General features: G+C 33.9%; 14 protein-coding genes. 4 read left to right on the top strand and 10 right to left on the bottom strand.

What is annotated here, in order from left to right:
* Positions 1 to 7 precede the first annotated feature (7 nt).
* From rplV to rpsL, 10 genes are all read right to left on the bottom strand, one after another.
* Positions 8 to 412 carry a 50S ribosomal protein L22 gene (gene rplV, locus PG912_RS03750; protein ID WP_260585003.1) on the bottom strand — a complete coding sequence of 135 codons (405 nt, stop codon included), beginning with the start codon at positions 410 to 412 and terminating at the stop codon, positions 8 to 10.
* Between the two features lie 9 nt (positions 413 to 421).
* Positions 422 to 700, bottom strand: coding sequence for a 30S ribosomal protein S19 (gene rpsS, locus PG912_RS03745; RefSeq protein WP_028887472.1), 279 nt, complete (start codon positions 698 to 700; stop codon positions 422 to 424).
* Positions 701 to 703: 3 nt separating this feature from the next.
* The gene (gene rplB / locus PG912_RS03740; RefSeq protein WP_260585001.1) at positions 704 to 1,528 is read right to left on the bottom strand and encodes a 50S ribosomal protein L2; all 825 of its coding nucleotides are present in this window, start codon (positions 1,526 to 1,528) and stop codon (positions 704 to 706) included.
* 11 nt (positions 1,529 to 1,539) lie between these two features.
* A complete protein-coding gene (rplW, locus tag PG912_RS03735; RefSeq protein WP_260584999.1) occupies positions 1,540 to 1,830 on the bottom strand; it encodes a 50S ribosomal protein L23 in 291 nt (96 codons plus the stop codon).
* A gap of 8 nt (positions 1,831 to 1,838) precedes the next feature.
* On the bottom strand, positions 1,839 to 2,468 hold the full coding sequence (gene rplD / locus PG912_RS03730) for a 50S ribosomal protein L4 (protein WP_260584998.1): 630 nt from the start codon (positions 2,466 to 2,468) through the stop codon (positions 1,839 to 1,841).
* Complete coding sequence (rplC, locus tag PG912_RS03725; RefSeq protein WP_275688538.1) at positions 2,468 to 3,085, bottom strand: 50S ribosomal protein L3; 618 nt, start codon at positions 3,083 to 3,085, stop codon at positions 2,468 to 2,470. The genes rplD and rplC overlap by 1 nt, the downstream gene beginning before the upstream one ends.
* A 286-nt stretch (positions 3,086 to 3,371) precedes the next feature.
* Complete coding sequence (rpsJ, locus tag PG912_RS03720; protein ID WP_275688537.1) at positions 3,372 to 3,677, bottom strand: 30S ribosomal protein S10; 306 nt, start codon at positions 3,675 to 3,677, stop codon at positions 3,372 to 3,374.
* A 12-nt stretch (positions 3,678 to 3,689) separates the two neighbouring features.
* Positions 3,690 to 5,807: an elongation factor G gene (gene fusA, locus PG912_RS03715; RefSeq protein ID WP_275688536.1), complete on the bottom strand. Its 2,118-nt coding sequence runs from the start codon at positions 5,805 to 5,807 to the stop codon at positions 3,690 to 3,692.
* 3 nt (positions 5,808 to 5,810) lie between these two features.
* A complete protein-coding gene (rpsG, locus tag PG912_RS03710; RefSeq protein ID WP_260584985.1) occupies positions 5,811 to 6,287 on the bottom strand; it encodes a 30S ribosomal protein S7 in 477 nt (158 codons plus the stop codon).
* Positions 6,288 to 6,319: 32 nt separating this feature from the next.
* On the bottom strand, positions 6,320 to 6,694 hold the full coding sequence (gene rpsL / locus PG912_RS03705) for a 30S ribosomal protein S12 (protein WP_028887479.1): 375 nt from the start codon (positions 6,692 to 6,694) through the stop codon (positions 6,320 to 6,322).
* Positions 6,695 to 6,914: 220 nt separating this feature from the next.
* On the opposite strand from rpsL, the gene PG912_RS03700 reads away from it, so the two are divergent.
* The 4 genes from PG912_RS03700 to PG912_RS03685 all read left to right on the top strand — a co-directional run bounded on the left by PG912_RS03700 (position 6,915) and on the right by PG912_RS03685 (position 16,260).
* Positions 6,915 to 10,085, top strand: a complete 3,171-nt coding sequence (locus PG912_RS03700; RefSeq protein ID WP_333780698.1) for a SusC/RagA family TonB-linked outer membrane protein — start codon at positions 6,915 to 6,917, stop codon at positions 10,083 to 10,085.
* A 5-nt stretch (positions 10,086 to 10,090) separates the two neighbouring features.
* Positions 10,091 to 11,551: a RagB/SusD family nutrient uptake outer membrane protein gene (locus tag PG912_RS03695; protein WP_275688535.1), complete on the top strand. Its 1,461-nt coding sequence runs from the start codon at positions 10,091 to 10,093 to the stop codon at positions 11,549 to 11,551.
* 165 nt (positions 11,552 to 11,716) lie between these two features.
* Entirely contained in the window at positions 11,717 to 14,830 is a 3,114-nt protein-coding gene (locus tag PG912_RS03690) for a SusC/RagA family TonB-linked outer membrane protein (protein ID WP_275688534.1), read from the top strand.
* Positions 14,831 to 14,841: 11 nt separating this feature from the next.
* Positions 14,842 to 16,260 carry a RagB/SusD family nutrient uptake outer membrane protein gene (locus tag PG912_RS03685; protein ID WP_275688533.1) on the top strand — a complete coding sequence of 473 codons (1,419 nt, stop codon included), beginning with the start codon at positions 14,842 to 14,844 and terminating at the stop codon, positions 16,258 to 16,260.
* Positions 16,261 to 16,313: the final 53 nt, after the last annotated feature.

The raw sequence follows: 16,313 nt of genomic DNA, 5'->3' as shown, positions 1-16,313 counted from the left end.
ACTTTGATTAATTACTTTTATTTTTAGCTCCTAACTCTAAAGTAACGTGATTAGAACGCTTACGAATTCTATGTGCACGCCCCTGTGGAGCTGGTCTTAATCTTTTTAACATACCTGCGCTATCTACAAAAATAGACTTAACGAATAATCCAGCATCTTCGATACTTGCATCTTCATTCTTAGCTTGCCAGTTTGCTATTGCAGACATTAACAATTTCTCTAAGTTTCTTGATGCTTCTTTTGAACTAAACTTTAAGATTTGTAAAGCCTTTTCAACCTCTACTCCTCTTACTAAATCTGCTACCAAACGCATTTTTCTTGGTGATGTAGGACAATTAGTTATTTTAGCGAAAGCTTTAGACTTTCTTGCTTCTTTTAACTGTGTTGCCATGTTATGTTTACGACTTCCCATAATTTCCTACTATTTTTTACCTTTATTTTTTGCACCAGCGTGCCCTCTAAAAGAACGTGTTGGTGAAAATTCGCCTAATTTATGACCTACCATGTTTTCAGTAACGTAAACTGGTACAAACTGACGTCCGTTATGAACAGCTATTGTTTGCCCAACGAAATCTGGAGTAATCATACTTGCTCTTGACCAAGTTTTGATAACTGATTTGCTCTCAGTTTCAACGTTAGTTAACACTTTTTTCTCTAACTTATAGTGAACGAAAGGTCCTTTTTTTAATGATCTTGCCATGGTTTATTTCTTTCTACGTTCTATAATATACTTATTACTAGCTTTAGTTTTAGATCTAGTCTTAAACCCTTTAGCTGGAATACCGTTTCTTGATCTTGGATGTCCTCCTGAAGAACGTCCTTCACCACCACCCATTGGGTGATCAACTGGATTCATACGTACAGCGTTAACTCTTGGTCTTCTACCTAACCATCTAGATCTACCAGCTTTACCAGAAACTAGTAATTGGTGATCTGAATTAGATACAACCCCGATTGTTGCCATACAAGTTAACAAGATTAATCTTGTTTCACCTGAAGGTAACTTAACTGTTGCATACTTACCATCTCTTGCCATTAATTGAGCAAATGAACCTGCAGAACGAGCCATAACAGCTCCTTGACCTGGGTGTAACTCAATACAAGAAATTGTAGTACCTAAAGGAATTTCGCTTAAATATAAAGCATTCCCCACTTCTGGAGCTAATCCTTTACCTGAAACGATTACTTGACCTACTTTTAAACCGTTTTGTGCAATTACATAACGCTTCTCACCATCAGCATAACTAAGTAAAGCAATAAATGCAGTACGATTTGGATCGTACTCTATAGTTTTTACTGTTGCAGGGATACCTTGTTTATTTCTTTTGAAATCAATAATACGGTATTTTTGTTTATGACCACCACCAATGTTACGTGTTGTCATTCTACCCTGGTTGTTTCGACCTCCAGATCGTTTTTTCGGAGCAAGTAAACTTTTCTCCGGCTTATCAGTTGTTATGGTGTCGAACCCATTTACAACTCTAAAACGCTGACCTGGTGTTATTGGTTTTAATTTTCTAACTGACATTTTGTCTTTTCTTAAAGATTGTTATAAAAATCAATAGTCTCTCCTTCAGCTAACTGAACGATTGCCTTTTTGTATCCACTAGTTATCCCTGTTACTAAACCTTTTTTAGTGTGCTTAGTATTTCTTTGAAGAGGATAGTTCATGGTTTTAACAGACTTAATTGTTACACCATAAGTAGCTTCTACAGCTCCTCTGATTTCTAATTTATTAGCCTTACTATTCACAACAAATGCATAACGATTAAATACCTCGCTATCTTTTGTTGCTTTTTCCGTAATAATAGGTTTAATTAAAATACTCATATCTTTCCCTATTTACTTAAGTTAATTTGAATTCCTTCTAAAGAGCTTTCAGAAATAACTACTTTATTAGCGTTTAAAACACTGTAAGTATTAACTCCTGTAGCATTTACTACTTTAGATCCTTTTATGTTACGAGATGATAAGTAAACATTGTTACTTTCGTCTCCTAATACGAATAAAGATTTTTTAGTATCTAACTCTAAAGCTTTTAAAACATTGATAAATTCTTTAGTTTTTGGAGTTTCAAAATTGAAATCTTCAACAATTACTAAATTACTATCTTTTGCTTGAATACTTAAAGCAGACTTACGCGCTAAACGCTTTAAGTTTTTATTTAACTTAAAAGAATAACTTCTTGGTCTTGGTCCAAACATACGTCCACCACCTCTGAAAACTCCAGATTTGATTGAACCCGCACGTGCTGTACCTGTTCCTTTTTGCTTCTTAATCTTTCTTGTACTACCAGCGATTTCAGCTCTTTCTTTAGACTTGTGAGTTCCTTGTCTTTGATTCGCCAAGTACTGCTTTACATCTAAATAAATTGCGTGATCGTTTGGTTCAATACCAAATACCTCGTTAGAAAGTTCAACTTTTCTACCGGTATCTTTTCCTGTAATATCTAAAACTGCTACTTTCATTATTTTTCGATAGTTACAAAAGTATTCTTGTGACCAGGAATTGCTCCTTTTACTACGATAAGATTCTTATCAGCAACCACTTTTAATACTTTTAAATTTTGAACTTTTACTTTGTCTCCACCCATACGACCTGCCATTCGCATTCCTTTGAATACTCTTGCAGGATATGATGCAGCACCAATCGAACCAGGAGCTCTTAAACGGTTATGTTGACCGTGCGTTGCTTGACCAACACCGGCAAATCCATGACGCTTAACAACACCTTGAAAACCTTTACCTTTAGAAACACCAGAAACATCTACGAATTCTCCTTCAGTAAAGTGCTCAACAGTAATTGAATCACCTAATTTATACTCTCCGTCAAACCCTTGAAATTCAATGACTTTTTTCTTAGCAGATGTACCAGCTTTTTTAAAGTGTCCATCTAAAGCTTTATTAGAGCTTTTTGCTTTTTTGTCATCGAAACCAAGTTGTAACGCACTATAGCCGTCTACCTCTTCGGTTCTGACTTGGGTAACCACGCATAGCTCTGCTTCGATTACAGTACAAGGAATATTCTTCCCGTTCTCATCGAATAAGCTGGTCATACCTACTTTTCTACCTATTAACCCAGACATACTTGTTAATTTTAAGACGATAGATTTTATTTATCCAGCGCGTCTATTAATAATAATTATTTTGAAACAAATGTTTCAGTTTTTCCCTTTAAATTTCACACAAAAAAAAGAGCGAAAAACATCTTCACTCTGAATTTGTTTTTACCATTTTTCCTTCGCGAAACCCTCAGGACATGTTAAATACTGAATAAATCAGCATTTTTACACCGCAGAACGTTAATTCCGGTGCGCAAAAGTATAACTAACTTTCGGTTTAAAAAAATTAAACCGAAAGTTAGTTATTTACTTATACTTTAATCTCAACTTCAACTCCACTTGGTAACTCAAGTTTCATTAAAGCATCAATAGTTTTCGAAGAAGAACTATAAATGTCTAATAATCTTTTGTAAGCAGATAATTGAAATTGTTCTCTAGATTTTTTGTTTACGTGTGGTGAACGTAATACTGTAAAAATCTTTTTATTTGTTGGTAAAGGAATAGGATCGTTAACTACAGCTCCTGTTGACTTTACTGTCTTTACGATTTTTTCAGCAGATTTATCTACTAAGTTATAATCGTAAGATTTTAATTTAATTCTAATTTTTTGGCTCATCTTAATATCTTATTAACCTTTAGATTTTGCTATTACATCTTCAGAAACATTTGATGGAGTTTCTGCGTAGTGAGAAAATTCCATAGTAGAAGTAGCTCTACCAGAAGACATTGTTCTTAAAGCAGTTACATATCCGAACATTTCAGATAATGGAACTAATGCTTTTACAACTTTAGATCCGGCACGATCACTCATGTCGTTAACCTGACCTCTTCTTCTGTTTAAATCTCCTACGATATCTCCCATGTTTTCTTCAGGAGTTAACACTTCAACTTTCATTAATGGCTCCATAATTCTGGCTTTAGCAGCTTTTGCAGCAGCTTTATAACCCATTTTTGCAGCTAACTCAAAAGATAATGCATCAGAATCCACAGGGTGGAAAGATCCATCTCTTAAAGTTACTTTCATTGAATCCATTTCATATCCAGCTAAAGGATCGTTCTTCATAGCTTCTTTGAATCCTTTCTCTACAGAAGGAACAAATTCTTTAGGAACGTTACCACCTTTAATTACAGACTCAAATACTAAACCTTGAACCCCTTCATCAGCAGGCTCCATAGTAAATGCTATATCAGCAAATTTACCACGTCCACCAGATTGCTTTTTGAAAACTTCTCTATGTTCAGCTGCTGCTGTAATTGCTTCCTTATATTCTACCTGAGGCTGACCTTCGTTAACCTCTACTTTGAATTCACGTTTTAAACGATCAACAATAATATCTAAGTGTAACTCTCCCATTCCTGAGATAATAGTTTGCCCTGAAGCTTCATCTGTTCTTACAGTAAATGTAGGATCTTCTTCTGCTAATTTAGCTAAAGCCATTCCTAATTTATCTACATCTGCTTTAGTTTTAGGCTCAACCGCAATACCAATTACTGGATCTGGGAAGTCCATAGATTCTAAAACAATAGGATGCTTTTCATCAGATAAAGTATCTCCTGTTTTAATAGATTTAAAACCTACTGCTGCACCGATATCTCCTGCTTCAATGAAAGGGATAGCGTTTTGCTTGTTAGCGTGCATTTGGTAGATTCGAGAAATACGTTCTTTTTTACCTGAACGGTTATTTAAAACATAAGAACCTGCATCTAAACGACCAGAATATGTTCTAAAGAATGCTAAACGACCTACGAAAGGATCGGTAGCAATTTTAAATGCTAAAGCAGCGAAAGGCTCCTTTACATCTGGCTTACGAGAAATCTCTTCACCATTATCTGGGTTAGTACCAACGATTGCTTCCTTATCTAAAGGAGAAGGTAAATAACGACAAACAGCATCTAATAAGAACTGTACACCTTTATTTTTAAACGCTGATCCACAAATCATAGGAATGATAGACATATCCATAACTGCAGCACGAAGCGCAGCATGCACTTCTTCTTCAGTAATAGAGTCTTCATCCTCCATAAATTTCTCTAAAAGATTCTCATCATAAGCAGCAACTTCTTCAATAAGTTTACCTCTTAATTCAGCAGCTTCTTCTTTTAATTCTTCTGGTATATCTACGATATCGAAAGTAGCACCTTGTGTAGCATCATGCCATACTATAGCACGGTTCTTCACTAAATCTACAATACCTTTAAACTCATCTTCATCACCAATGTTCATAACAATTGGCACTGCGTTTGACTTTAACATATCCTTAACCTGCTGACATACTGCCATAAAGTTAGATCCTTGACGGTCCATTTTATTAACGAAACCGATACGTGGTACTTTATAGTTATCAGCAAGTCTCCAGTTAGTTTCAGATTGAGGCTCAACACCATCAACTGCACTAAATAAGAAAACTAATCCATCAAGTACTCTTAACGAACGGTTTACTTCTACTGTAAAATCAACGTGACCTGGAGTATCAATAATATTAAAGTGATATCCTTTTGTTTCATCTGTAGACTCACCATTGTTTAATGGGAATTTCCACTCACAAGTAGTAGCAGCAGAAGTAATTGTAATACCTCTTTCTTGCTCTTGCTCCATCCAGTCCATAGTTGCGGCACCATCATGCACCTCACCTATTTTATGACTAACACCTGTATAATACAATACACGTTCTGTCGTAGTGGTTTTACCTGCATCAATATGCGCAGCAATACCAATATTTCTAGTAAATTTTAAATCTCTAGCCATTTCTTAGAATCTAAAGTGTGAGAATGCTTTGTTAGCTTCAGCCATCTTATGAGTGTCTGTACGCTTTTTAACAGCAGCTCCTTCTTCTTTAGCCGCAGCTAAGATCTCAGCAGCTAAACGCTGTGCCATTGTTTTCTCATTACGCTTACGCGTATAAGTAATCATCCATTTAATTGCCATAGACACTTTACGGTCTGGGCGAATTTGCATTGGGATTTGGAATGTTGCTCCACCTACACGACGAGAACGAACTTCTACGTGTGGCATTACATTTGACAAACCATCTTTCCAAACCTCTAAGGCTGTTTTTTCCTCGTCAGTCTTCTTTTCGTTTACGATATCCATTGCATCGTAAAATACTTTAAAAGCTACAGATTTTTTACCGTCCCACATTAAGTTATTCACAAAACGTGTTACTAATTGGTCATTAAACCTTGGATCTGGTAAAAGAACTCTTTTTTTCGCTTTTCTTTTTCTCATGTCTTTACATTAAAAAAGTTAATTGATTGTTTTTACTTCTTTGGGCGTTTTGCACCGTACTTAGACCTACGTTGGGTTCTACCCTCAACTCCTGCAGTATCTAATGCACCACGTACTACGTGATACTTAACTCCTGGCAAATCTTTTACCCTTCCACCTCTAACTAATACTATCGAGTGCTCTTGCAAGTTGTGCCCTTCTCCTGGAATATACGCGTTAATTTCGTTACCATTTGTTAATCTTACCCTTGCAACCTTTCTCATCGCTGAGTTAGGTTTCTTAGGTGTAGTGGTATACACACGCGTACAAACTCCACGTCTCTGAGGACAAGCTTGTAATGCAGCCGATTTACTCTTCTTAGTTATTTTGGTTCTTCCTTTACGAACTAATTGTTGAATAGTTGGCATACTATTATTACTTGTTTTTAATTTGTACTAACATTACTCTTTTAAAAAGAGTGTGCAAATATACAATTAATTTCTAATTATTCAAATACCAGTAAGTTATTTTTAAACAGAACAACCTATCTATTATAGAGTAATTTTTCAAGAACCTAATTCACTACAAACCTCCCAAGAACACATTATAGAGATTAAATTAACCATTCATTATGTGTTAAAAAAATGAATAAAATTTAATAATTTAATAAATAATCAAAGAATTTGTTGTTTTTTTAAGAGTTTTGACGAAACTAATTCAAATAATTACAAAATAAAAACAAAGTTTAATGGAGTTTTAACACTCTTCTTAGCGCTACTGGTTCAAATAACGTTTGCGCAGGGAAAAACAATCTCAGGTATTATTTCTGACGAGTCAGGACTACTACCAGGAGCAATGGTATTAAAAAAAGGCACAAATGTAAGTGCGGAAACTAATTTTGATGGAAAATACACTATTAAAGCTAAAACTGGAGATGTCTTGATTTTTAGTTTTGTAGGTATGAAAACTACCACAAAAACAGTTAACACGTCAAATTCTATTAACATCTTCATGACAAGCGACAACGTTTTAAATGAAATCATTGTCTCTGGTGTTGCAGGTGGAACCTCTAGAAAAAAACTTTCTGTATCTGTTGCTAAAGTTAGTGCTAATAGACTAGAAGATGTCCCTGTAAACTCTGCAGTTAGTGCTCTACAAGGTAAAGTTGCCGGTGTTTCCGTTACAAACTTAGGGCAGCCTGGTCAAGGTGCTAACATCATATTAAGAGGCGCTAAAAATCTATATGACTCTCAAGAACCACTATACATAGTTGATGGAGCTTTTGTTGAAGGAGGACTTTCAGATATGAACGTTGACGATATTGCTTCTTTTGAAATTGTAAAAGGTGCATCTGCGTCTGCCTTATATGGCTCTAGGGCTGGTAACGGAGTTATTGTTATTTCTACTAAAAGAGGTAAAGTTGGTAAGACTGAAGTTACAATTAGATCCTCTATTGGTTTTCAAGAATTAGGTAACAAAATGGATTTAAATAAATCTCATGCATACACCTTAGCTTCAGATTGGGAATCTGCTAAAGGAGTATACACAAAATACGATGGTGTTACATATCCTGCAAACTATAATGGTATTAGAAACTCAGCTGTTATCGGGGGTAGATCTCTAGATACTGATCAATACGCTGATAATCCTTACGGTAAATATTCTGATTTTCAAGACGATTTTTTCAGAAAAGGCTTTAACAGAACATTATACACCTCTGTTTCTAGCGGTTCAGAAAAAGCTAGACTACTATTTTCATATGAAAACAGCAATGTAGAAGGTATATTGGTTGAAACAAAAGGATACGACAGGAATAGCTTTAGATTTAATGGTGATTTTGAAATCAATGACTGGCTAAGTTTCAATACTAGTAATAACCTCATATCTACTGTCGATAATACCCCTCCAAATGACGACGATCTTTATAGATCTGCTATTAGATTAAACCCTGATGTTTATGTATTTGAACAAAACCCTGATGGTCAACCTTATTACTACTTTCCTGATCAATGGCAATCTGAATTAACAAACCCTTTATACGATCTTTACAGCACAGAAAGAACTAGAAGAACTAGAAAATTTACTGGTAGTTATAAATTAAACATCAAATTAAATGATTATTTAGATTTAGATGGTGAATATGCTTTTGAAAATATTGACAGTAAATTAAGTCAACTTAACCCTTATACTTCATTCACAAAAACAGCTGACCCTGTTGGGTTTGGGTACTCAAAAGGAGGTTTATATGAATCATTCTCTAATCGCTTGACTCAAAAAGCACAGCTTACTCTTAATTTCAAGAAGAGCTGGAATGACCTTAATGTAAAAAGTAAAATTAGTTACTTAATAGAAGATGGTAAATATGAATTTTTTGAAGCTAATGGAATTGATTTTTTATACCCAGGTATACCTTCTCTTGACAATTCCGATCCTTCTAATGTTTCTTCTGGGTCTGATAAGACTGATGAAAGAGCAAAAAACTTTTTTGCTATTGTAGGTCTTGATTATAAAGATAGATACATTTTTGATGCTATGTATAGACGAGATGGTTCTTCTTTATTTGGTGAAAATAATCAATGGGCTAGTTATTATAGAGTTTCGGGTGCATATCGTATAACCAAAGATATTGACATTCCAGGAGTCCAAGAATTAAAAGTACACTCTGCTTACGGAACTTCAGGACAAAGACCTGGATTTAATTGGCAATATGAACAAGTTGGAATTAGCGATGGTATTCTATCAACAGACAGAACCAAGGGTAACCCCAATTTAAAACCATCAAAAACTACCGAATTAGAATTAGGTTTAAACGCTAGTTTTTTAGATAAATTTAATCTTGAAGCTGTATACTCAAAATCAAAAACAGAAGATCAATTTATGTTAGTTGATTTATTTTCACCTGCAAATGCTGGTTTCAATCAACAATGGCAAAATGTAGGTACAGTAGATTTTAATACAATTGAAGCTACCTTAAATGCTAACGTAATAAAAACAGACGATTTATCATGGGATGTTGGCGTAAACTTTTCTATGTCAAATAATGAAATAACCGCATTAAACGTCTCTCAACAAAAAGTTGATCCAAATGATTTATTTTTAATAAAAGAAGGTGAAGAATTTGGCTCTATGTATGGTAGAAAATTTGTTACTACATTAGATCAAATGGCTCAACAACTCCCTACAGGTAATTCAATCACAGATTACTCTGTTAATTCAGATGGCATAGTTGTCTTAAAATCTTCTATTGGTACAACTACTGAAGCTGCAACTGCATTAGTTGACGCTAACGGAACAGCTGTTAGTGAAAAAATAGGGAACCAAAATGCAGATTTTAATTTAGGTTTAAATTCTAGTTTAAAATATAAAGGTTTCAAATTCTACATGCTTTGGGACTGGAAAAAAGGTGGTGACGTATACAATCGTAATAATCAATGGATTACTATTGACGGAAGAAGTGCTATGGTTGACCAAGCTGGCAAAAATGCTGCTAACAAGAAAACAATTCCATATTATGAAAGTCTGTATGACACAAATAATAGTAATGCATTCTGGGTAGAAGACGGTAGTTATGTAAAATTACGAGAAGCTTCTATAGCGTACTCATTTAATGAATCACAACTTAACAAGATTGCTAAAGGATTTTTTAAATCGTTAAAATTAACTTTATCAGGTCAAAACTTATTGACTTTTACAGATTACAAAGGGTGGGATCCAGAAGTAAGCACTTTTAGTACTGATACTCAACAATACTTTTCTGTAGATTATGGAGTGTATCCTGTATCAAGATCTTATTCACTTGCAGTTCAATTAAAATTTTAAATATAATGAAAAATATAAAACACATAGTTTCTATTGTTGCCATATTCCTTTTTATAGGATGCGAGAATTTTGAAACTGATTTAGAAGTACAAAATTCTGAGAACCCTGACACAGCAACTTTAACGACTGATGTATCAGCTCTTGAAGCTTTATCAACCACTGTTATTTTTAATTGGTGGAATGCTAATCATCAATATTCAAATTTAGGTATTGCTTTAACTACAATGTCAGATGCAGCAACTTGCTCTTGGGGTAATGCAGGAATGAGAGATTTATCTAGCCAACCTAGAGTAGCTTACAACAATCAAGCTAGTTATGGTAACGCAGGTTTTAATGAAACTTTTTTTAATGCAATCTATTCTATTCTTAACGATTCAAATACATTAATACAAGCTGTAAACAATGGAACGGCTTTTGAAGACCCTAAGAGAATTGAAGCAATTGGTCGTTTTGGTCAAGCTCTTTCTGTTGGTTATGCAGCTTTAGTATACGACCAGGCTTGGTTATCAGATGAAAACGGTGCTTTAAACAACGGAAACCCGGTGGATTATAAAGATGCTATGGTTTTCGCTTTAGAAAAACTAGATTTAGCTATCTCAATAGCTGAAGCAAATAATTTCGACTTAGCAGCAAACACAATACCTGGGCAAACATATAACAGTGTAGATTTAGCTTCTTTTATGAACTCTATGGGAGCTAGAATGTTAACAATGAATGCTCGTAATACTACAGAGAGAGATGCAATAAACTGGACTAAAGTATTAGGTTACGCAAATAAAGGGATTTCTAGAGATTTTGAAGTGACGACAAATGCTGATACTATTTGGGATGATTACAAATGGGTTTTATGTCAATTTGGTTGGGCAAGAACAGATATGTATGCAATAAACTTAATGGATCCAAACACACCAAGTGTATGGCCATCAGGAACAGTAACCATAGCTGAATCAACTAGTGCAGACGCTAGGCTCTTAAGTGATTATGAATATCTAACTAGTCAAGATTTTAACCCTGCAAGAGGTGATTATCATTATAGCTCATACAGATACAAAAGATATGACTTCTTTTTAGCTACTGAAGCAGAAAGCATGCCTGACTATACTGTATCTGAAAATGATATGTACAAAGCAGAAGCGATGTTAAGAACTAGCGATTTAACTGGGGCTGCTACTGTATTAAACATGGGTACAAGAAAGACTCGTGGTAATTTACCAGATGTTTCTTCAACTGATGCAATTGCAATTGCAAATGCTATACATTATGAAAGAATTATTGAGTTTCCTTTAACTGGTATGGCTTTACCTTTTTTTGAAATGAGAAAAGAAGGATTACTTCAAAAAGGCACTTTTTTACATTACCCTGTACCTGGAAAATCTTTAAACGCTGTTCCTTTACCAGTTTACACTTTTGGTGGAACTACAGGAACACCTGATATAGATTACTCAAACGGGGGTTGGGAAATATAACTAAACTATTAACAAAAATAAAGCTTAAGGAATTAGAACTCCTTGAGCTTTATTTGCTTTTTAAAGAGTAGCTAAAAAATATTTACACATTCTTTTTTGTTAAAAAATTGTTTAATTGGGATAAAATTAAGACTTTAGCAGCTAATTAATTCAAATAATTATACAATGAAGACAAAGTTTAATGGGATTTTAACGCTGTTACTAGCGTTAGTCGTGCAAATTTCATTTGCACAAGACAAAACAATTTCAGGTACAGTTTCAGATGAATCTGGATCATTGCCTGGTGTTACGGTGTTAAAAAAGGGTACTACAATAGGTACTGAAACAGATTTTGATGGAAATTACTCTATTAAAGCTAAAACTGGAGACGTTTTAGTATTTAGTTTTGTTGGTATGAAAACTACTGAAAGAACAGTAGGTTCATCCAATAATATTTCTTTTATTATGGAAGGAAATAATTTATTAGATGAAGTAATTGTAGTTGCTTATGGTACACAAAACAAAAAATCTGTTGTAGGAGCTATTACTGTTGTAAGTTCAGATGTTATCGAAAACCAACAAGTAGCATCTGTTACTAGTGCTTTACAAGGTAGTGTGCCTGGTGTTAACATTATTTCTGCAGGAGGACAACCTGGAGACAATGCAACAATCAGAATTAGAGGTATTGGTTCTATCAATGCTTCTGCCGAACCTTTAGTAATTTTAGATGGTGCACCTTTTAACGGTAATATAAACACAATCAGTGCTGACCAGGTTGAAAGTATGACTGTGTTGAAAGATGCTTCTTCAACATCATTATACGGTTCTCGTGGTGCTAATGGGGTAATCATAATTACAACAAAAAAAGGTCGTATTAACTCTCCAACAACTATTAGTTTACGTTCTACTATGGGAGTTTCAAGTAATGCTGTTAAAAGACATAAGTTAACTAGCACAGATACTTTTACAGAATACACTTGGGAAGCTATGAGAAATAACTTTCAATATGAAGATGGTGAGAGTGCAGCAGCAGCAGCAGCTCGTGCGACAGATCAACTTATACCTACCCTACAGTACAATCCATATGGAATAAACAATCCTGTTGGTCTTGACGGAAAACTAGTTTCAACCGATAAATTATGGAATACTAACTGGATAGATCATTTAGAGAATGATGCTGCTGTTAGAAAAGAACATAATTTATCTGTTTCTGGAGGTAGTGAAAATACTACTTATATTTTTTCAGCGAACTATCTAAACCAAGAAGGATCTATTAAAACATCTAATTTTGAAAGAGTTGCTACAAGAATAAATATTGATTCTAAGATTAATGATTGGTTAAATACGGGATTAAACCTTTCTTATTCTACTTCTACTCAAAACTACCCTAGTCAAAGCGGTACCTCTTTTACGAGTATTATTCAGTGGATAAATAATGTTTCATCTTTTTACCCTGTTTACAGGAGAGATGCGAATGGACAACTTATTCTTGACCCTAAAGGAAATAAACTTTATGATTATGGTGATGCAGGAGGGCAACCTGTAAATGCAACTAGACCTCTTTTTAACTCTGAAAACACAGTAGGTTCTTTATATAACTATGTTACAAATTACAAAAGAGATAACATTACAGCAAACACATACGCTAAAATTAATTTCAATGAAAATTTAAGTTTTAAGACACAATTTTCTTATGAAAAATATCTTTATGATTCATATCAATATGTACACAATGAATATGGTTATGCTGCAAGTGTAGGTGGTCGTGTTTCTCAAGATAGAGATTTTGTTACTACTAAAAATATAATTAACTCTATAAACTACAAGAATACATTTAATGATCATTCAATCAATGTTGATGTAATTCATGAAGCTTTCGAAAGAACTAATGATAATTTAGGAGCACAAGGTGTTGGTTATTTACCAAATGTAAGAGTTCTAAATGGAAGTACAACACCTGAAAGTGTAAGTGGTTCTTTTACTGATGAAACATTAGTTTCATATTTAGGTAGAGTTGGTTATAGCTTTAAAGACAAATATTTTTTAGAAGGATCTTTCAGAACTGATGGGTCTAGTAAATTCGATCAAGACGTTAGATGGGGTAACTTCTATTCTATAGGTGGGTCATGGGTGATCTCTGACGAAAAATTTTTAGCAGAGAGTAACACTGTTAACTTCCTTAAATTAAGAGCATCTTTTGGTGAACTAGGAAACAATAGAGGTATTGGATACTTTCCTTATTTAGCTGTTTTTGAAACAGGTTTCAATGAATTAACAAACACCGGTGTTGTTTCTGGAGGTGTTACTGACCCTATTTTAACTTGGGAAAAATCAAGATTATCTAATATTGGTTTAGATTTTAGATTATTCAATAACATTATTGATGGTTCTGTAGAATACTACAACAAAGAATCAATTGATTTAATTTATGACAAGCCTCTTGCTTCATCTACAGGTAATACATCTATTAGAACTAATACTGGTAGTATTAAAAACAGTGGTATTGAAGTTATATTAAATGCAGATATTATAAACAAGAATGATTTTAGTTGGAGTGCTGGATTAAATTTCTCTTTTGATAAAAATGAGATTACTGAATTAACTCAAGAATCTTTTATCAATGGATCTAAGAGATGGGAAGTTGGTAAATCTATTTATGAATTTTACTTAAGAGAATGGGCTGGAGTAGACCCTGCTACTGGTTATGGTCTTTGGTATAAAGACGTAGTGGATGGAAGTGGTAATCCTACAGGTGAACGTATTAAATCTGACGATTATGCTACAGCCACTAGATACTATTCAGACAAATCTTCTTTACCTGATGTTATTGGTGGTTTAAGAAATACTCTTAAATATCGTGATTTTGATTTAAATATTTTAATGAACTTTAGTTATGGTGCTTATGTTTATGATAGTAGTTATGCTTCATTAATGTCAGGTATGAGTCGTGTTGGACAGCCAGGTTCTGTTGATTTAATAGATAGATGGCAAAAACCAGGAGACGAAACAGATATACCTCTTCTACTTGCTTCTCAAAACGATTTTTCTTCTAGTTCTGATAGATTTTTATTTAAAAATAATTATTTAAGATTAAAAGCTTTAACTTTAGGTTATACTATACCATCTAATGTAATTAATAGCACAGGATTATCTAAAGCTAGGTTGTATTTTCAAGCAGATAATTTACTTACTTTTCAAAGCCATGAAGGGATAGACCCAGAACAAAGCTTATCAGGAACTACTAATAATCGTTCTTTCAACCAAAGAATATTATCTTTCGGTGTTAACTTAGAATTTTAAAATAAAAAAAAATGAAAAATAATATATTAAAAATAAAAGTAGTACTATTACTAGCTGTTCTATCATTAACAGCTTGTAGTGAGGACTTTCTAAACGACCCACAACCAACCAGTTCTGTTACTGATGTAGTTGTCTTTGATACAAGAGAAGGTGTTGAAGCTTTTCTATCTGGAATTCATAGACAATTCAGATCACAATTTACACGTACTGACTCTGGAGGTATTTACTCTATGTATTTTGCTAGGATCGTAAAAGGTAATGATATTGTACAAAACTCATGGTTCAATTTTGACTATGACAATGATAATAGAGAACCTACTTATACTAGGGTTAATTTTTCATGGGAATTTCCATATTACATGATTAATCAAGCTAACATATTAATAAATGGAGTGACCGCAAGTTCTTTATCTGATGTTGATAAAGAAGAATTGATTGCTCAGGGTAAAACAATAAGAGCTTTTTTCTACTTTCAATTAGCCATGGAGTTTCAACATACTTATACATATGACTCTACACTGCCAGCTCCTCCTATATATACAGCTTTATCTTTAGAAGGTAAACCGATGTCTACTTTAGACCTAATGTATGACTTAATTGTTAATGATTTACAAGATGCTGTAAATTCATTAGACGGGAGTAGACTAGGAAAGTCTTACATCAATCAAAATGTAGCTAATGGTATTTTAGCTCGTGTATATTTAGTTATGGAAAACTGGTCAGGTGCTGAACAAGCAGCTCATGATGCATATGGAGGTGATGTTAATGCTGTTTTGGATGCCACATCTTACAATAAAGGATTTGACGACATTAATAATATTGAATGGATTTGGGGTAACCCGCAAACTGAAGACCAAACTAATTACTACTATATTGCTCCTCATGTATTTTCTGATCATGCTAATGGTCCTTATAATGGTACTTACATCAATGAAGAGTTTGTTGCTGAATTTTCTAATACTGATGTTAGAAAATTATTTGATAGTCCTTACTTATCAACACCCGGTGATTGGAGACGTTATACGACTACAAAGTTTATTTTTGCTTTTGACTCTGACATGCCTTTAATGAGAACAGCTGAAATGATTCTAATCGAAGCTGAGGCTAAAGCTAGACAATCAGAAGCTGATGCACATGATTTACTGTTTAAATTACAAGAGAACAGGGATATGTTAGCGACAAGATCTACTAATACAGGTAATGATCTTTTAGAAGAAATTTTACTTGAAAGAAGAAAAGAATTGTATGCTGAAATTGGTGTAGAATGGTTTGATGCTAAAAGATTAAGAAGAGCGCTTCCTAGAACTGGAGCTCATAGACTAATTAATTCTGACTTAACTGCAGATGATAAGAAATTTTTCTTAAAAATACCACAAAGAGAAATTGATGCTAACCCTAACATCGATGAAAGTGTTAATACTAATAGATAAAATAATATTTTAATCTATTAGTATTTTAAACCACCTCTAACGAGGTGGTTTTT

This window comes from Tenacibaculum retecalamus (assembly GCF_027941755.1).
In the GTDB taxonomy this organism is placed as follows: domain Bacteria; phylum Bacteroidota; class Bacteroidia; order Flavobacteriales; family Flavobacteriaceae; genus Polaribacter; species Polaribacter haliotis_B.
This window is presented reverse-complemented; position numbering and strand designations above follow the sequence as displayed.